At 39.5% G+C, this 16,981-nt stretch carries 17 protein-coding genes and 1 pseudogene; 9 read left to right on the top strand and 9 right to left on the bottom strand.

The features are described 5' to 3' along the window. Positions 1–158: 158 nt before the first annotated feature. The 4 genes from EXS92_RS05010 to EXS92_RS04995 form a co-directional block, all read right to left on the bottom strand. Positions 159–614: a hypothetical protein gene (locus EXS92_RS05010; RefSeq protein ID WP_000368674.1), complete on the bottom strand. Its 456-nt coding sequence runs from the start codon at positions 612–614 to the stop codon at positions 159–161. A gap of 10 nt (positions 615–624) precedes the next feature. Then, a complete protein-coding gene (locus EXS92_RS05005) occupies positions 625–1,074 on the bottom strand; it encodes a hypothetical protein (RefSeq protein WP_000861010.1) in 450 nt (149 codons plus the stop codon). Then, positions 1,071–1,796: a toll/interleukin-1 receptor domain-containing protein gene (locus tag EXS92_RS05000; protein WP_165515752.1), complete on the bottom strand. Its 726-nt coding sequence runs from the start codon at positions 1,794–1,796 to the stop codon at positions 1,071–1,073. The genes EXS92_RS05005 and EXS92_RS05000 overlap by 4 nt, the downstream gene beginning before the upstream one ends. A 219-nt stretch (positions 1,797–2,015) precedes the next feature. Next, positions 2,016–2,273: a hypothetical protein gene (locus EXS92_RS04995; protein ID WP_165515751.1), complete on the bottom strand. Its 258-nt coding sequence runs from the start codon at positions 2,271–2,273 to the stop codon at positions 2,016–2,018. A gap of 70 nt (positions 2,274–2,343) precedes the next feature. Between EXS92_RS04995 and sppA the strand changes: the two genes are divergently transcribed. From sppA to EXS92_RS08150, 4 genes are read left to right on the top strand one after another with little or no spacing between them, the layout of a single operon-like run. Continuing rightward, positions 2,344–3,222 carry a signal peptide peptidase SppA gene (gene sppA, locus EXS92_RS04990; RefSeq protein ID WP_165515750.1) on the top strand — a complete coding sequence of 293 codons (879 nt, stop codon included), beginning with the start codon at positions 2,344–2,346 and terminating at the stop codon, positions 3,220–3,222. A gap of 2 nt (positions 3,223–3,224) precedes the next feature. After that, on the top strand, positions 3,225–4,106 hold the full coding sequence (purU, locus tag EXS92_RS04985; protein WP_165515749.1) for a formyltetrahydrofolate deformylase: 882 nt from the start codon (positions 3,225–3,227) through the stop codon (positions 4,104–4,106). Then, on the top strand, positions 4,107–5,738 hold the full coding sequence (locus EXS92_RS04980) for a hypothetical protein (protein ID WP_341848050.1): 1,632 nt from the start codon (positions 4,107–4,109) through the stop codon (positions 5,736–5,738). A gap of 4 nt (positions 5,739–5,742) precedes the next feature. Then, positions 5,743–6,573, top strand: a complete 831-nt coding sequence (locus EXS92_RS08150; RefSeq protein WP_341848049.1) for a nucleoside 5-triphosphatase RdgB (dHAPTP, dITP,XTP-specific) — start codon at positions 5,743–5,745, stop codon at positions 6,571–6,573. A gap of 466 nt (positions 6,574–7,039) precedes the next feature. Here EXS92_RS08150 and rlmN read toward each other — a convergent pair whose 3' ends face one another. From rlmN to rsmA, 4 genes are read right to left on the bottom strand one after another with little or no spacing between them, the layout of a single operon-like run. Next, positions 7,040–8,113, bottom strand: coding sequence for a dual-specificity RNA methyltransferase RlmN (gene rlmN / locus EXS92_RS04975; protein ID WP_041050022.1), 1,074 nt, complete (start codon positions 8,111–8,113; stop codon positions 7,040–7,042). Beyond that, positions 8,110–9,099: a KpsF/GutQ family sugar-phosphate isomerase gene (locus tag EXS92_RS04970; RefSeq protein WP_165515748.1), complete on the bottom strand. Its 990-nt coding sequence runs from the start codon at positions 9,097–9,099 to the stop codon at positions 8,110–8,112. The genes rlmN and EXS92_RS04970 overlap by 4 nt, the downstream gene beginning before the upstream one ends. Then, positions 9,083–11,161 carry a ribonuclease J gene (locus EXS92_RS04965; RefSeq protein ID WP_165515747.1) on the bottom strand — a complete coding sequence of 693 codons (2,079 nt, stop codon included), beginning with the start codon at positions 11,159–11,161 and terminating at the stop codon, positions 9,083–9,085. Before EXS92_RS04965 ends, EXS92_RS04970 begins: the two co-directional genes overlap by 17 nt. A 50-nt stretch (positions 11,162–11,211) precedes the next feature. After that, positions 11,212–12,027 (bottom strand): 16S rRNA (adenine(1518)-N(6)/adenine(1519)-N(6))-dimethyltransferase RsmA, encoded by an 816-nt coding sequence (gene rsmA / locus EXS92_RS04960; RefSeq protein ID WP_165515746.1) that lies wholly within the window; start codon positions 12,025–12,027, stop codon positions 11,212–11,214. Positions 12,028–12,275: 248 nt separating this feature from the next. On the opposite strand from rsmA, the gene hpnL reads away from it, so the two are divergent. The 3 genes and pseudogenes from hpnL (at position 12,276) to EXS92_RS04950 (ending at position 13,036) form a co-directional block, all read left to right on the top strand. Next, positions 12,276–12,497 carry a nickel-binding protein HpnL gene (gene hpnL, locus EXS92_RS04955; RefSeq protein WP_165515745.1) on the top strand — a complete coding sequence of 74 codons (222 nt, stop codon included), beginning with the start codon at positions 12,276–12,278 and terminating at the stop codon, positions 12,495–12,497. Positions 12,498–12,768: 271 nt separating this feature from the next. Beyond that, positions 12,769–12,888: pseudogene (locus EXS92_RS08195) on the top strand (hypothetical protein); the annotation flags it as partial. After that, complete coding sequence (locus EXS92_RS04950) at positions 12,839–13,036, top strand: hypothetical protein (protein WP_226928963.1); 198 nt, start codon at positions 12,839–12,841, stop codon at positions 13,034–13,036. The pseudogene EXS92_RS08195 and the gene EXS92_RS04950, both read left to right, overlap by 50 nt. A gap of 167 nt (positions 13,037–13,203) precedes the next feature. Here the strand turns inward: EXS92_RS04950 and EXS92_RS04945 are convergent, their stop codons facing one another. Beyond that, positions 13,204–13,824, bottom strand: a complete 621-nt coding sequence (locus tag EXS92_RS04945) for a hypothetical protein (RefSeq protein WP_165515744.1) — start codon at positions 13,822–13,824, stop codon at positions 13,204–13,206. A gap of 101 nt (positions 13,825–13,925) precedes the next feature. Between EXS92_RS04945 and EXS92_RS04940 the strand changes: the two genes are divergently transcribed. After that, positions 13,926–14,180 (top strand): RNA-binding S4 domain-containing protein, encoded by a 255-nt coding sequence (locus tag EXS92_RS04940; RefSeq protein ID WP_001217161.1) that lies wholly within the window; start codon positions 13,926–13,928, stop codon positions 14,178–14,180. A 24-nt stretch (positions 14,181–14,204) separates the two neighbouring features. After that, positions 14,205–16,967, top strand: coding sequence for an isoleucine--tRNA ligase (ileS, locus tag EXS92_RS04935; protein WP_165515743.1), 2,763 nt, complete (start codon positions 14,205–14,207; stop codon positions 16,965–16,967). Positions 16,968–16,981 lie beyond the last annotated feature (14 nt).

Genomic DNA, 16,981 nt, shown 5'->3' with positions numbered 1-16,981 from the left:
ATGATTGCAATTCTTGCTTATTTTTGATTTGCTTGTTTTTGATTTCTTGCGTGTTAAGTTTTATTTTTTGTGAAATGCATATAAGGGAGTGGTTATTTTGCGATACCCTAAATCTTAAAACGCTTCAAAAGTTATCGTTTGATTGAAGTCAGGCTCTTTTATAGCCAACACTTCATTGAAACAGAATTCAAAACAAAACCATAGACCACCAAGCAAAGACCTAACACCCAATAAGGGAAAAGGCTAAACGAAAACATGGAGCATAAGAATTGCACGCACCGGCAAGTTTGATGAGCAGGAAAGACTTCAAACAGCCTTTCATCGGTTTTGAGTCTGTTTTTTATCAGCCATTGGTATTGCTCCCTAAACAACCTTTCTTGCGTGAGATAATAAGCGTCTAAAAGATAAAAACATGCTAACAACACCCCTAAAACGCATAACCCATAAAGATGAGAGATCGCCTCTATTTTGAGGGATAAGACACCCACAGCGAGCGCGAGTGTCCATTTCTTGCACTCCAAAGAATTTTGTGCCATTCTGTTGATAACGCCTTGTAATATTTTAAGCTCTTCTATAAGGATTTTTGCTCTGTCTGTGGGGTTATGATTGTCCATATTTGCCTGATTATCTGTTGAAGTTAAAAGTCCAGGAGCCTTTATCGGTCTGTATTTCTGCCTCTATAATATCGCACCCTTGAGAAATGCCCTCTATTTTTTCCCCAAATTTAAGGGTTTGATGTTCCATCATCAAACCCTTTTGTTCTAATTGAGAAATTTTATTCTGCATGTCTGCTAACCTTTTCTTATCTTTTATATACTCGTACGCACTTGCTTCATTTTTAAAGTCTTGCACAGAAATTGATCGAGCATATACTTGAGAAAAACTGACAGCACAATTACCCCGATTAAGCTTCACGCCTTGAATAGTAACGCTATCTGCTTTGGAGTCGATTTGAAACGCACCCTCGCTATTTGCAATCATCTCAATCGGCGATTCACTGCTACCACCATTCCCACAGCCCACTAAATACAACGCCAAACAGCTTGCACTTAGTAATTTTTGATAAGTTTTCATTTTGTATCCTTTGTTATAAGATTAGGAGCGATTTTCTTGCACAAACTATCAAGAGAGATAGGTTTAAACCTCCTTAATAAGTTTGTGACATCGTAAGAAACGCACATGGCTTTAATGTGCGATTCTTTTAGAGTAGTGCCAGTTATAAAAGTGTTAGCGATCTTTAATTCTTCATAAATCCATGCGGAATAAGTGATGTGCGATAGCCCTTGATTGGAAACGCTATTCTTACTCTGTAAAAACACGAAATAAGGGCATTTTTCAATCATGTCTTCTAAAGACTCTCTGAGAATGAGCGTGAAAGCGTCTTCAATCCTACTTATACAATCGTATTTTGCTAATTCGTTTAAGACATCGTCTTTATAATCCCAAAAAAGCGAATCGATAAACACTTTGCGTTTTGTTTGGCTTTCCAAATAGTCTTTAACCTCTAAAGCCTTATTTTTGTCCGCATGCGAATGCGAAAGGAACACTTGAGCGTTTTTTAACTGCGGTTTGAACGGGCTAAAAAAGGCTTCTTTGATTTCATTGCGTTTTAAAACGATGTTGTCGTTAGAATATGGGGCGTTTTTAATGAGTTCGTGAATCTTTTCAGCCGCTTCATTAATTTGATGGGCTTGGTTGTTAAAAGAGCGTGCAATGGGTTTTAACATAATTTGATTTTTACTACTATCTAAATCAACCTTAAAAGCTTTTATGATTTCTTTAATGTTTTCATTCATTCTAAACATTTATAAATTATAAATACGATTTTAAGTTCCCTTTAAAATCCTTTGATTATAGTAGACTTAGACTTAGCTTAAGAGTGCTTGAATTTTGGGGTGTTGGGGGGTGTTGGAATAACTAAAAACCACCGCTAAAAAAAGCCTTTTTGCAAACAAAAAGAGCGTATAAATTTACAAGTAGCATGACCCTAAAAGCGCAAAACCAACAAAAACAATCTAAAAAACCTCTTCGCATGCTTTCTTGTCTTTATGGAGTAAGCATGCTTTTTGCAACTCTATAAAACGCTTTTTCCTTTCTTCTTCGGTCATATCGCTAGGCTTTTCAATAGGGTGTGGAAGAGGGCGTGAAGATTTTGAAGTAGGGGTGAATTGGGGCACATACCCCAGTTTATTGACCAAATAAAAACCCAAAGCGGCGATTAAAATAAAAATCCAATCTGTTTTTCTGATCTTAGGGCAAAATTTACACGCCATGATTTAATCCTTAAAACATTTGAAGTATAATACACTCTTATGGTCAAATATTAAGTTTAGGAAAAGCTGCATGTGGAGTTTCATTCAAAAAATCTTTAAGGCTTTAATCATTATGCCTTTAGATTTCATCACGAAGTATTTCAAGTCGTTTGTGCTGTTATTGATTGTGTTAGTCTTTTTTAGCGCTAAAGAAAGCACGCCAAGCGAACCGCCCAATCTCGCTAAACTCTATTTAAATGGGGCGATTTTTAGCACCGAGGATTTTGACAAAGAAGTGGATAAAATCCTAAAAACCCCTAGCATTAAGGGCGTTTTATTGTTGATTGACTCTCCTGGTGGGGCTGTGTCAGCGAGCGTGGAATTGAGCGAAAAAATCGCTGATTTGAAGCAAAAAATGCCCGTTTTAGCGTATGCTAGGGGGGTTATGGCGAGCGGGAGCTATTATGCGGGCATGCAAGCGAGCGAAGTTTATGCCTCTAAAGCGAGTTTGATCGGATCGATTGGGGTGATTTTTTCAGGCGCGAATGTGGAAAATTTGCTCAATAAAGTCGGCGTAGCCACTCAAGGCGTGCATGCGGGCGAATACAAAGAAATAGGCACTTTCACCAGAGCATGGAAACCCAACGAAAAAGATTTTTTGCAAAATTTAGTCAATGAGCAATACCAAATGTTTGTGGATGATGTCGCTAAAGCCAGGAAATTAAACGCTAAGGATTATAAGGATTTTGCTGAAGGGAAGGTCTTTAGCGCTCAAAACGCTCTAAAATTAAAACTCATTGATAAAATCAGCACGATCAAGCAAGCCCAAAACCGCTTAATGGAATTGAGTAAGGTTAAAAAAGCCTATTGGCTAGAAAAAAGCCCTATGGAGCGCTTCATTGAAAAAGCCACGCAATCAGCCACAAACATCATCACGCAAGCCTTTGGCTATCAATTATTAATGAGATAAAGATGTTAGAATTTATTTTAAAAATTCAAGCTAGAGACTCTAAAGGTTTGGTGAGCGCGATTAGCACCACTATCGCTAACAAGGGCTATAACATCGTTAAAAACGATGAATTTGTTGATCCCTTAAAACAGCGCTTTTTCATGCGGCTAAAAATCCAAAAAGAAATGAAGCCCTTGAATACTGAAATTAAAGAGCAAGAAGAGCGATCCTTAAAAACCGCTCTTTTTAAAGCCTTAGAAAACTTTAACGAGCTATTGATTGAAGTCATTTTAACGCATAAAAAAAACATCATTTTACTCGCTACTAAAGAGAGCCATTGCTTAGGGGATTTGCTTTTAAGGGTGTATGGGGGGGAATTGAACGCTCAAATTTTAGGCGTTATTTCTAATTACGAGATTTTACGCCCTTTAGTGGAAAAATTTGACATCCCTTATTTTTACGCGCCTTGCGTTGATCAAATTTTGCATGAAAAAGAAGTTTTAGCGATCATTAAAGACCTAGAATTAAAACACAAAGTGAGCGCGGATCTGCTCGTTTTAGCCAAATACATGCGCATTTTAAGCCATGATTTTACGAAGCGTTATGAAAATCAGATTTTAAATATCCATCATAGTTTCTTGCCCGCATTCATTGGGGCTAACCCTTACCAGCAAGCGTTTGAAAGGGGCGTGAAAGTCATCGGGGCCACGGCGCATTTTGTGAATGAAAGCCTTGATGCTGGGCCAATTATTTTACAAGACACTCTGCCCATTAACCACAATTACAGCGTGGAAAAAATGCGCCTAGCGGGTAAGGATATAGAAAAACTGGTTTTGGCTAGGGCGTTAAAACTGGTTTTAGAAGATCGGGTATTTGTGCATGAAAACAAAACGGTGGTATTTTGAATGCTTTTAGATTTTAGCAATCTCAATGAAGAACCCTTAAAAAGCCAGATCAAAGCCGAGTTCTTTAAGGATAAAAAATTCCTTTATAGTGGGGATAAAATAGATTTCATGCTAAGCTATAAGCACTTTAACGCTACCTTACCCATTTTATGGGGCGAAGCTAAAAGGGGCGATTTTGACGATTTGGACAAAGCTTTCACGCAACTTCTTTTAACCATAGGCAAGCACAGGCTTTATACCCACCACACACCGCCTTATTTGTGCGCTTTTAACGCTTTTAGAATGGAATTTATCGCCTTTGATGATGCAATCACAAGATTTTTTTATAAAAGCGATATAGATTTTTCTATCACCCCAAGCAACCACAACACAGAGAGTTTTAAACACGCTTTAGATGCGTTTAAAGCCATGAGCAAATCCCATAAATTCGTTTTTGACTTTAAAACCCAAAGCCAGGAATGCAAAGAATTTATTGAAAACAATTTAAACTCTAGCCATTTACTCAACAAAATTCAGATTGATAAAAACAATTTCTTTACGATCTATCAAAAGTGGCTTGAAGCTGTCAAACCTACCATTGATATAGATTGGGAAGTGGCTAAAACCAAAGGCATTTTAGACGCAGACTATTATTTAGCGGATTTGCTTAGCGATGGCGATAAAACCATTATTGAGAAATTGCAAACGATTTTAAACTCCAGTTATTATAAATTGAAAAGGGGTGTGAATGAGTTAGGTAAAATAGATTTTATGGAAATTGGTTTCACAGACGGCCAACAAGCCCACAAAGAATTTTGGAGGATTTATGAAAGGCCTCCTAAATTAGAGTTTCAAGCGTTTATTTTAGAGCGGCGCGATTTGTTAGTGCCAAGCGATGTGAGGGAAAGGAAAGGAGCGTTTTTTACCCCTAAAATCTGGGTGGAAAAGAGTCAAGAATATTTAGCTAAAGCTTTGGGACAAGATTATCAAGAGGATTATATCATTTGGGATTGTGCTGGGGGGACTGGGAATTTGCTTCAGGGTTTATTGAATAAGGCTAATTTGTATCTATCCACTTTAGACAGCAACGATGTGGCAATCGTTAAAGATCTGGCTGCAAAAAACCACTTAAAACTACTGGAAAATCATGTCTTTCAATTTGACTTTTTAAACGATGATTTTTTCAGCGATAAGCTGCCAAAAAGCTTGCAAGAAATCTTAAAAGACCAAGAGAAACGAAAAAAACTCATCATTTACATCAATCCGCCTTATGCAGAAGCGGGCAACAAAGCTAAAATGAGCGGCACAGGCGAACACAAAGCCAAGGTTGCAAGAAACAATAAGACTCATGAAACCTATAAAAATTTTTTAGGGTCTGGGGCTAACGAACTTTTCGCTCAATTTTTCATGCGCATTTATAAGGAATTGGATGGCTGCATCATGGCGAGTTTTTCAACGCTCAAATACCTCAACTCTAGCAATTTTAAAAAATTCAGAGAAATCTTTAAAGCTAAATTTTTAGAGGGGTTTATGGTGCCTGCGGATAGCTTTGATAACGTGACAGGGCAATTCCCCATTGGCTTTTTAGTCTGGGATACCGCTACCCCCCCCCCCCTTAAAACCAACCAACGCATTCAATTTAGAAGTGTTTGACTCATTGGGCGGATTTTTGGGGTATAAAAATATTATTAATGAAAATGTCAAAAATATTCATATGTGGTTGAAACAAAAAGAGAAAATTGAAAACATGGAAATTTTAGGATACATAGATACTCCTACTCCAGACTTTCAAGGTTCACCTTCTGTCGCTATCATCAATAATAAAAATTCTTCTAAACGCCATAGTGTGTATTTCGCTATTACTAGCAGTAATATTTTATTTGGAAGCGTATTTTTCTCCATCCGCCATTGCATCAAACACACATGGCAAAACGATAGGGATCAATTTTACGCCCCCTATGACGATGCGTTCCAAGACGACAGCGAGTTTAAAAACAATTGTTTGATTTTCATGCTTTTTCACACCCAAAACCGCATCACTGCCACTCAAGGGACTAACCACTTTATCCCCTTTAACGAAGATGAGGTCAATTCTAAAGAAAGGTATTTGAGCCACGCTTTATTAGACTTTTTAAAAGGCGAAATCAAAGAACCTAAAGAGAGCGATAGCCTCTTTTTAAACGCCAAAAAAGAAAACAAGCCCCTAAAATTCAGCCCGAGCGCTTCAAAGGTGTTTGACGCTGGCAGAGAGATCTATCGTTATTACCACACCCAAGATTTCACCCACACACCCTATAACGCTAACGCAAGCCTTTATGACATCAAAGAATTTTTTCAAGGCCGTAACAAGCAAGGCAAATTAAATTTACCCACCAAAGCCAAAGATAAATATTACAAACAGCTTTACGCTAACTTGCAAGACGCCCTAAAAGATCTTGCCGAAGAAATACAGCCTAAAGTCTATGAATACGGGTTTTTAAGGGAGTGATTTTTAAGACAAATAATCAAAAAGCTAGAGCAAGCGGTATTTTTTAAAAGCACTCTATGAGGGGGATTTAGTTTTATAGGGGGGAGAATTATCTCTATCCCCTTAAAAAAATAAGTTTTACAACAAAATGACCAACGCCCCAAAAGTCAAGGGCAAACCCGCTTTTTAAAGGAAACCCCTAAGCCTTTAAACTCAGGGGAACGCTCTTAGAAAAATCAGCGTTTCACAGAAACGATCACTTTAAGCCCCAAAAAAGCAAACTCAAAGTATAATGATCTCCAAGAGCGTTTGCCACTTTTGTGTTTCATGGCATGCTCCTTACAATGTTGGTTTGCCCCATATCGTAACTATGGGGCGTGATGAAATCCTACAACAAACCCCCTTAAAAACACCCTTTGAATGGCACCAAACACGCATGGCAAATGGCCTAAAGTCTATGAATACGGGTTTTTAAGGGAGTGGTTTTTTAAATTTTCTGCTGGAGCTTTTTCTCTCTCAATTGCCCGCAAGCCGCTTCAATATCCAAGGCTTTAGACTCTCTAATGGTGCATAATAAACCTTTGGAGTTTAAAAAATCCGCAAACATTCTAGCGCTCTCTAAGCTAGGGCGTTCAAACTTAGAGCCTTCATGCGGGTTGAATAAAATCAAATTCACTTTGGATTTAATGCCGTTTAAAAGTTTTAAAAGTTTTTTAGCGCAATCCAAGTTATCGTTTAGATCTTTAATCAAAAGGTATTCAAACATCACTCTTTTGCGCTGTTCTAAAGGCCATTTCCTCACTTCATTCAAAACGCATTCAATGTTGTATTTTTTATTCAAGGGCATTAAAGATGAGCGCGTTTTGTCATCTACGGCGTGTAAGGATATGGCTAATTGCACGCCTAAATTTTTGCCCGCTAAAATGGGGATTTTATCAGCCACGCCACTCGTGGAAATCGTGATTCTTTTAGGCGAAATTTGCATGCCGGTATTGAAAATCTCAATCGCTTTACACACCTCATCTAAATTGTTCAAAGGCTCGCCCATTCCCATAAAAACAATGTTGAGCGCTTTTTCAATGGGGAGGTTATTGTCTTCTTTAATGAGTAGGGCTTGCTGGATAATCTCGCTCGCTTTTAAATTCCTTACAAAACCGCCTTTTTGAGTGAAACAAAACGCGCAACCCACTTGACAGCCTATTTGACAAGACACGCATACGGTGTATTTTTCTCCCTCTAAAATAGCGTTCGTCTCTTCATCAATCTTTTTGTCTTTCATTTTCAACAACACCGCTTCAAAAGTGTGGTTGTCTCTTAAAGATTTAAAAAGGTATTTTTTAGAGCCATCAACGCTCTTTCTCACATGCGCAATTTCTATCGTGCGCAAAGTAAATTCTCGCTCCAAATAAGCGATAAAATCTTTTGAAAAATTATTTTGCATGTCTTTAAAGCTTGTTTTATACTTCGCATAGAGCCACAAATAAAGCTGTTTAGCCCTAAAACTCGGTTTTAAAAGCTGACTCAATTCCTTTAGAGTGAAATCATAAATGCTCGCTTTCATGCTTTAAGCCCTAATTCTAAAAGTTGGTGCAAGTGCAAGACCCCTAAAACCTTATTATGATCATCTACGCACACTAAAAGCTGGATCTTATGGCGCTCTAAAAATTCTAACGCTTCTAAAAGAAGAGCGTCTAAATTCTTAAAGCTTTTAGGCTTTAAAGTGGCAAAATGCTTCACTTCGCTCTCCAAACTAAGCCCTTTTAATAGCGCCCTACGGACATCGCCATCGCTCAACACCCCCACAAGCTCGTTAGCCTCATTGACTAAAATCGCGCTGCCTAGGCGTTTTTCACTCATTTCTATGAGCGCGTCTTTAAAACTTGTGTTAGGAAGAATTAGGGGGAGGTTCGTGGTTTGCAATAAGTCTTTAACCTTGACAAAAAGCTTTTTGCCTAAAAGCCCACCCGGATGAAAGGAAGCAAAATCTTCTTGGCTAAAATTTTTCGCTCGCATCAAGCATGCCATTAAAACATCGCCTAACGCTAGAGTTAGGGTGGTAGAAGTCGTTGGAGCGGTGTTGATCGGGCAAGCTTCTTTTTTAATTTTCAAGCTCAAATAATAATCGCCGAGTTTAGAGAGCGAACTATTAGGGCTTTTAGTGAAAGTGATGATTTTATGGCTCAAGCGTTTTAAATGGCTCACTAGATTCAATAATTCTAAAGACTCGCCCCCATAGCTAATCATTAAGATCACATCGTTTTTTTCCACCATGCCCAAATCCCCATGCATGGCTTCTGTGGGGTGTAAAAACGCGCTCTTGTTACCGGTGCTTAGCATGGAAGCAGCGATTTTTTGCGCCACTAAAGCGCTCTTACCCACGCCCACTATCACAAGCTTGCCCCCTTTTTCTTGGCTTTTTAAAATGAGCTTGACAACCGCTTCTAAATCGTTAGGTTCTTGGAATTGTTTAACGCTTTCTAAAAGCGCGCTCGCTTCATCTTTTAAGACTTGTATAGCAGTAGCGTTACAATCAAAAAGCATGGGCATGACAAATAATAGCCGGGTATTTTCTAAACTTTTTAAAGAGCGCTTTTCTGATGAAATTACGAGTGTGATCTTCTAATTTTTTAGGGTTATTCAAAATTTCAGCGTTGCTGGATTTCAATAACACCTCTAAGCCCCCTTGAATTTCTTTAATCAAATGCTTTTCATCTTTAAAGCCCACAAGCCCTAAACTGGAAAATTGAGAGCTTTCTAAAAGCGCTTGCTTGTTTTTATTCACAAAAATCGTAGCCGCAAACACCCCGGCGCTAGCGACTTCTTCTCTTTGCTGCACGATGCTAGTGTCAATACTCAAATTGCTTTGGTTATCCACATAGCTTTTACCGCTTTTAATCGTGCCGACTTTTTTAATGAACGCAGGGCCAACTTCCACCTGATCGCCATCTTCCATTAAATAGATATTTTTTTCAGGCACCCCACAAGCAATAGCGGTTTGCTTGTGGCGCGCAACATGGTTATACTCCCCATGCACGGGTAAGAAAAACTTAGGCTTAATGAGTCTTAACATGAGCTTTTGCTCTTCTTGGGCGGCATGCCCGCTCACATGGATATTGTCAAATTCTTGATAAGCCACTTTAGCTTCTTTTTTGATCAAAAAATTCAATACCGCTGAAACGCTCGCTTCATTGCCAGGAATGGCTTTAGCGGAGATGATGACTAAATCGTTGGGTTTGATAGAAATGTGGCGGTGCTCATCAGTCGCCATGCGATAAAGCGCGCTCATGGTTTCGCCTTGTGAGCCGGTCGTTACGATTAAGACTTCATTGTCCGGGTATTTAGCGACTTCATTGGCCTCAATAAAAGATTGATAAGGCAAATGGATATAGCCTAATTCTCTGGCGATGTCTAGGTTTTTTTCCATAGAGCGCCCGATCACAGCGATCTTGCGGTTGTATTTAATGCCGTATTGTATGGCTTGATAGACCCGGTGGATATTGCTAGAGAAAGTGCTCATAATCACCCTCCCTTGCGCTTCTTTAAAAAGCGTGTCAAAAGCCGGCGCTATGGTGCTTTCACTCGGCGTGGTCCCGGATTTATGGGAGTTGGTGGAATCGCTTAAAAGAAGCATCACGCCCTTTTCGCCATAGTGCGCCAAACGATACAAATCCGTGGGCAGATTATCCACCGGGGTGTGATCGATTTTAAAATCGCCGGTGTGAATGATGGTTCCGGCTTTAGTTTGGATCGCTAAAGCGCTGCTGTCAATGATAGAATGCGTGATGTGGATCCATTCAATGATAAATTCGCCCACGCTAATGGGGCAGCGCTTTTCTACGATTTTAAAATACGAGCGGTATTTTTTCAAACCATGTTCGTCAAACTTGCTCCCAATCAGCCCCAAACTCAAAGGCGTGCCATAAAGGGGGAATTGTAACTCTTTAAACAAATAAGGCGTGGCCCCTATGTGATCTTCATGGGCATGGGTGATGATAATGCCAGCGATTTTGTCCTTGATTTGGTGCAAGTAGGAAAAATCCGGGATTAAAATATCCACGCCAAAAAGCCCTTCTTTAGGGAAACTCATGCCCGCATCAATCACGATCGCACTTTTTGGGGTTTCAATGACCATCATGTTCCCCCCAATCTCGCCCAAGCCCCCTAAAGGCGTGATCTTAACGCTCGCTTTAGAGTTTAGATTCATCTTATAATGCGGGTTTAAATGCTCCACTTGGATCTTGTTATTCGCTTCAACGCCCCTTTTGAGTTCCTTATGAAAGCCTAAAGTCCCTCTCTCATTCACATGCAAAATTTCCGTAACGCCCTCTACTTTGTTGTTATCCAATTCTTCTTTGGCGTAATTTCGTGTTTTTTGAGGGGCATGTTTAGGTTTGTGGTGGTTGTTTGGTTTTTTGTTGGGGCGATGCTCTTTTTTATGGTGCGAAGACGCTTCATGGTTTGAAGACTCTGTGTTTTTTTGCACGTTTTCTCTGAAACGCTTTTTGCGGTTGGTGAATCGCTCAAACGCCCCGGCTCGCGTCTCGTGATTGGCTCTTGGATTTTCACTGCTGCTTTCGTTGTTTTCATTGTTTTGGTTGTTATCAGTCATAACGATTATTCCTTTATTTCAATTTTTATCTTTCAATTTTTAAAAAGGCACTAGCCTTTTAAAACGGATTTTAAGAGCTTGAGATAATCTTTTACCTCAGACGCCCTCACGCTTGTTGGTTGGTTTTCTAACGCTAAAAAATCTAACACCTTATCAAGCTTTTCTCTATAAGAAACGCTTTTTTTAAGATTGTTTGAAAGCGTCTTCCTAGGAGATGAGAAACAAGCTTTCAAAAAATCTTCTAATGTTTCAAACCCTTTTTGTAGGGCTTCTTCAAAAAATGGTGCTTGGGCTAATGAAGCCAACGCCTTTTCTTTCAGCGGCTCTTTGATCACTTCAAACACGCTAGAAAACACCTTTGGAGGCGGGCTAAACGCGCTAGGCGGCACATCAAACAAAAGGGTAGCGTTCCCTATGGCGTGCGCTAAAACGCTTAAGGCGTTCTGTGAATCTTTAGCACAAAACTTGAGCGCCACTTCCTTTTGCGTCATCACCAATAAGCCCCTGCATTTAGGGTCTTTGAGCGCGTTTAAAACAAGCCTGGTAGCGATATAATAAGGCAAATTAGAAATCAAAAAATAAGGCTCTTCTTCTTTTAAAAAAAGAGCGTCTTTTTCTACCAATTCCAATTGAAAAGGCTTTTTTTCTGCCTTTAACCTCGCTCGCATTTTCTCGCACAAATGGCTATCTATCTCATAAGTCTTTAAAGGATAGCGATCCAACAACTTGAGAGTCAAATCCCCTAACCCCACGCCGATTTCAATTAATCTTAACGAATTTAAGGGAGGCAAAGCATTAACGATTCTGTCTAAAAACGACTCGTCCGTTAAAAAATGCTGTCCTAAAGACTTTTTAGCTACTACCATAGCACGCTTTTAATTCCTAGTATTATACCTTAAAAAGGGGATTTGTCTTTCCTTTTTAATGCAACTTCTTTATTATAGCTTTTTTCATTCAAAGATGTTGGTAGTTTTGACAACAGAAGCGCTTGAATTGGCACTCGTGTTAAAAATTAGTATTAAAATCTTTTTCGTTAATAATTGGTTAGATTTTGCATTATAGAATGAAATCCTAGCCAGTGAGCTAGAATTAAATTTCAATTAAAGGAGTCATCATGGCACACCATGAACAACAACAGCAACAACAGGCTAACAGCCAACACCACCACCATCACCACGCGCACCACCACCATTATTATGGCGGCGAACACCACCATCATAACGCGCAACAACACGCCGAACAACAAGCAGAGCAACATGCGCAACAACAGCAACAACAACAAGCACACCAACAACAACAACAACAAAAAGCACAACAACAAAACCAACAATATTGATTGGGGCGTTTATGGGGCGGCCTTAGGGCTGCTTTCTGGCTTTTTAACTTTCTCTTTTAATTTAGTTTTCTTTCAAAATCAAAAATTTTAATGGCAATGGATCTAGTATTCACTACCAAGCGTTGTTTGCTTTAGCCCTCTTTTTTCAAGTAGCAAAAATTTAAAAATTAGCGTCAAAATTTCTTCCATTAACAATTGATTAGATTTTATACTGTAAAATAAAATCCTAGCCAGTGAGCTAGAATTTAAATTTTTAATCAAAGGAGTCATCATGGCACACCATGAAGAACAACACGGCGGGCACCACCACCATCACCACCACACACACCACCACCATTATCATGGCGGCGAACACCACCATCACCACCACAGCTCTCATCATGAAGAAGGTTGTTGCAGCACTAGCGATAGTCATCATCAAGAAGAAGGTTGTTGCCACGGGCATCACGAGTAATATCGGTGTGGCTAGGGGCAACTTGACTAGGGTTGTCTCTGGCTTTGACTTTAAGATACAATCATTCCATTCTAACCCATTCTAATCAAACCCATTAAATCCAATCAAACCACCGCAACACACTTGATTTTTATTTTTACAAACGCTCATTAATACTCATCAATTCCTATAAAAGTAAATTTTTATTTAATAGTATCGTTAAGACTTTTTAATATTTTAATACCAACGCTCCATAAAACAAAGCCTTGCGTTTTATCGTTCCAACTCCCATGCGTCTTTAAAAGAAGCGTTTTTAAGCTTTAAATTCAAGCTCCCTTCAATCCATTGGGTATTAGCCCCCTTTTCGTTGTTGTCAAATAAAAACACCCCTAAAAAGCCTCTAGGGGTTTTAATCAGGCTCAATTCCACGCTAGGGAGAACGATCTTGCTGTCAGGTTTGACTTCAAAGGCTAGGAAAAAGGGGCGGTTGTTCTTAAAATCGTAGCCATTTTTGGTGTATGAATAGCCGGGGGCGCTTTGCAAGATGCCTTTTTGAGTTTCCACGCTAAAAGAATCCAAGTAATAAAACCCGGGCTCTAGCTTGAACGATTGGACTTTGGCTAAAGTATAGCGGTTTTTCCATAAAAGCATGAAACGATTGCTCCCAAGCATGAACAAAGGCCCCCTAGGGTCTTTGAGCTTTGCTTTAGGGTTTTTCTTAAGCGTTTCATTGTGTTTGGCGACAACTCCTCTATCCACTTTGCGCCAATAAGTGCGCACGCTCTGGCCTTGATGCGCGATATAAAGATTCACCAAACCAGAATGATGGCCTTTAGGGGGCAAACAAGAGGCTAATAAAAAAGCCAATAACAAACTCACAGCATGAAACTTCAAGCAAATTCCTTAAAAAGAGTGGTGGCTGAATGCTAACATGCTAAAACTAAAACCCTAATAAGTTATGGCTAAAAACTTAAAGAATAGGGTAAAATAAACGCATGCGAATAGACAAATTTTTACAATCAGTGGGTTTAGTGAAGCGGCGCGTTTTAGCGACAGATATGTGCAATGTGGGGGCGGTGTGGCTCAATGGGAGTTGCGCTAAGGCCAGTAAAGAAGTGAAAATTGGCGATGTGATTAGCTTGCACTATTTAAAAGGGATAGAAGAATACACGATTTTACAAATCCCTACTTTAAAAAATGTGCCACGAAAAGACACGCACCTTTATATCGCTCCTAAAACAAAAGAATAAAGATAAAGGATTAAGGAACAATCAGTGAAAGAATACAAAGACACCCTAAACTTAAACACAACCACCTTTTCTATGAAAGGGAATTTGAGCGTCAATGAGCCTAAAACTTACGCCAAATGGCAAGAGCAACAAGCGTTCAAACGCATGCAAGCTAGGAAAGATAACCATGGGGATTTCACTTTGCATGACGGGCCGCCTTATGCGAACGGGCATTTGCATTTAGGGCATGCCTTAAATAAGATTTTAAAAGACATTGTCGTTAAAAGGGAATATTTTAAAGGGAATAAAATTTATTACACGCCCGGTTGGGATTGCCATGGCTTACCCATTGAGCAGCAAATTTTAGAACAATTGGAAAAGGAAAAAACGAGCCTAGAAAACCCCACGTTGTTTAGAGAAAAGTGCCGAGATCATGCGAAGAAGTTTTTAGAGATCCAAAAGAACGAGTTTTTGCAATTAGGCGTTTTGGGGGATTTTGAAGATCCTTATAAAACCATGGATTTTAAATTTGAAGCGAGCATTTATAGGGCTTTAGTGGAAGTGGCTAAAAAAGGGCTTTTGAAAGAGCGCCATAAGCCTATTTATTGGAGTTATGCATGCGAGAGCGCTTTAGCGGAAGCTGAAGTGGAATACAAAATGAAAAAATCGCCCTCCATTTTCGTGGCGTTTGGTTTGAAAAAGGAGAGTTTAGAAAAATTAAAAGTCAAAAAAGCGAGCTTGGTGATTTGGACGACCACGCCTTGGACTTTGTATGCGAATGAAGCGATCGCTTTGAAAAAAGACGCCCTTTATGCGCTCACTCAAAAAGGCTATTTAGTCGCTAAAGCCTTGCATGAAAAATTAGCCGCTTTAGGGGTGGTGGATAGTGAGATCACGCATGAATTCAATTCCAATGATTTAGAATATTTGAAGGCCACCAATCCTTTAAACCAAAGAGATTCCCTAATCACTCTAGGAGAGCATGTCGGTTTAGAAGATGGCACAGGAGCCGTGCATACCGCTCCCGGGCATGGTGAAGAGGACTATTATTTAGGCTTAAGATATAATTTAGAAGTGTTAATGTCTGTAGATGAAAAGGGTTGCTATGATGAGGGCATTATCCATAAGAAATTATTAGATGAAAGCTATTTGGGCGAGCATGTTTTTAAGGCTCAAAAACGCATTATAGAGCAATTGGGCGATTCTTTATTGCTAGAGCAAGAGATTGAGCATTCCTACCCGTATTGCTGGAGGACGCACAAGCCTGTGATTTACAGAGCGACCACGCAATGGTTTATTTTAATGGATGAGCCTTTCATGCAAAATGATGGCACTCAAAAAACCTTAAGAGAAGTGGCTTTGAATGCGATTGAAAAGGTGGAATTTGTACCAAGTAGCGGGAAAAACCGCCTAAAAACCATGATAGAAAACCGCCCTGATTGGTGCTTGAGCCGGCAAAGAAAATGGGGCGTGCCACTGGCCTTTTTCGTAGACAAACGCACGAATAAGCCTTGTTTTGAGAGCGAAGTTTTAGAGCATGTGGCGAATCTTTTTGAAAAAAAAGGCTGTGATGTGTGGTGGGAATATAGCGTGAAAGATTTATTACCCCCTAGCTATCAAGAGGACGCCACACATTATGAAAAAGTCATGCATATTTTAGACGTGTGGTTTGATAGCGGTAGCACCTTTAAGGCGGTTTTAGAAGATTATCATGGAGCAAAGGGGCAAAGCCCTAGCGATGTGATCTTAGAAGGGAGCGATCAGCATAGGGGGTGGTTTCAAAGCTCACTTCTAATCGGTTGTGTTTTAAACAACCAAGCCCCTTTTAAAAAGGTCATTACGCATGGCTTTATCGTCGATGAAAAGGGCGAGAAAATGAGCAAATCTAAGGGCAATGTGGTGTCTTTGGATAACTTACTCAAAAAGCATGGGAGCGATGTTGTGCGTTTGTGGGTAGCGTTTAATGACTATCAAAACGATTTGAGGGTCTCTCAAACCTTTTTCATTCAAACAGAACAGCATTATAAAAAATTCCGCAACACCCTAAAATTCTTACTCGCCAATTTTAGCGATATGGATCTCAAGAATTTAGAACGCTCCCATGATTTTAGCCCTTTAGATCATTTTATATTAGAGGCTTTAGAAACCATAAGTGCTGGAGTCAATAGCGCGTTTGAAGAGCATGATTTTGTGAAAGGCTTGAATATTTTAATGGCGTTTGTTACCAATGAATTGAGCGGGATTTATTTAGACGCTTGTAAGGATAGCTTGTATTGCGATAGCAAAAACAATAAAAAACGCCAAGCCATTCAAATGGTCTTACTCGCTGTGGCTAGTCAATTGTGCTACTTTTTAGCCCCGATTTTAACGCACACGATTGAAGAAGTTTTAGAGCATAGCCAGGTGCTTTGTGCGTTTTTACAAGCCAAAGATGTGTTTGATTTAAAAGACATTAGCGTTTCAGAAAAACTCCACCTTAAAGAGTTTAAAAAACCAGAAAATTTTGAAGCCGTTTTAGCCTTGCGTTCTGCCTTTAATGAAGAGTTAGACCGATTGAAAAAAGAAGGCGTTATTAAAAATTCGTTGGAATGCGCTATTGAAGTGAAAGAAAAAGCGTTGCGTGAAAATTTAGTAGAAGAATTGCTGATGGTAAGCTTTGTGGGGATTGCAAAAGAAAAATTGAGCGAAACGCCAGCATTCACGCTCTTTAAAGCCCCCTTTTATAAATGCCCCAGGTGTTGGCGTTTTAAAAGCGAGTTAGAAAACACCCCTTGCAAGCGCTGCGAAGAGGTTTTAAAAGAGCGATGATAAAAGGATAGGGC

This window comes from Helicobacter pylori (assembly GCF_011175115.1).
Taxonomy (GTDB): domain Bacteria; phylum Campylobacterota; class Campylobacteria; order Campylobacterales; family Helicobacteraceae; genus Helicobacter; species Helicobacter pylori_DF.
This window is presented reverse-complemented; position numbering and strand designations above follow the sequence as displayed.

Bases quoted from the DNA above. Each gene is read 5' to 3' on its own strand.
- EXS92_RS05010 (WP_000368674.1), bottom strand. From the start codon at position 614: ATGGACAATCATAACCCCACAGACAGAGCAAAAATCCTTATAGAAGAG.
- EXS92_RS05005 (WP_000861010.1), bottom strand. From the start codon at position 1,074: ATGAAAACTTATCAAAAATTACTAAGTGCAAGCTGTTTGGCGTTGTAT.
- EXS92_RS05000 (WP_165515752.1), bottom strand. From the start codon at position 1,796: ATGAATGAAAACATTAAAGAAATCATAAAAGCTTTTAAGGTTGATTTA.
- EXS92_RS04995 (WP_165515751.1), bottom strand. From the start codon at position 2,273: ATGGCGTGTAAATTTTGCCCTAAGATCAGAAAAACAGATTGGATTTTT.
- sppA (WP_165515750.1), top strand. From the start codon at position 2,344: ATGTGGAGTTTCATTCAAAAAATCTTTAAGGCTTTAATCATTATGCCT.
- purU (WP_165515749.1), top strand. From the start codon at position 3,225: ATGTTAGAATTTATTTTAAAAATTCAAGCTAGAGACTCTAAAGGTTTG.
- EXS92_RS04980 (WP_341848050.1), top strand. From the start codon at position 4,107: ATGCTTTTAGATTTTAGCAATCTCAATGAAGAACCCTTAAAAAGCCAG.
- rlmN (WP_041050022.1), bottom strand. From the start codon at position 8,113: ATGAAAGCGAGCATTTATGATTTCACTCTAAAGGAATTGAGTCAGCTT.
- EXS92_RS04970 (WP_165515748.1), bottom strand. From the start codon at position 9,099: ATGCCCATGCTTTTTGATTGTAACGCTACTGCTATACAAGTCTTAAAA.
- EXS92_RS04965 (WP_165515747.1), bottom strand. From the start codon at position 11,161: ATGACTGATAACAACCAAAACAATGAAAACAACGAAAGCAGCAGTGAA.
- rsmA (WP_165515746.1), bottom strand. From the start codon at position 12,027: ATGGTAGTAGCTAAAAAGTCTTTAGGACAGCATTTTTTAACGGACGAG.
- hpnL (WP_165515745.1), top strand. From the start codon at position 12,276: ATGGCACACCATGAACAACAACAGCAACAACAGGCTAACAGCCAACAC.
- EXS92_RS04950 (WP_226928963.1), top strand. From the start codon at position 12,839: ATGGCGGCGAACACCACCATCACCACCACAGCTCTCATCATGAAGAAG.
- EXS92_RS04940 (WP_001217161.1), top strand. From the start codon at position 13,926: ATGCGAATAGACAAATTTTTACAATCAGTGGGTTTAGTGAAGCGGCGC.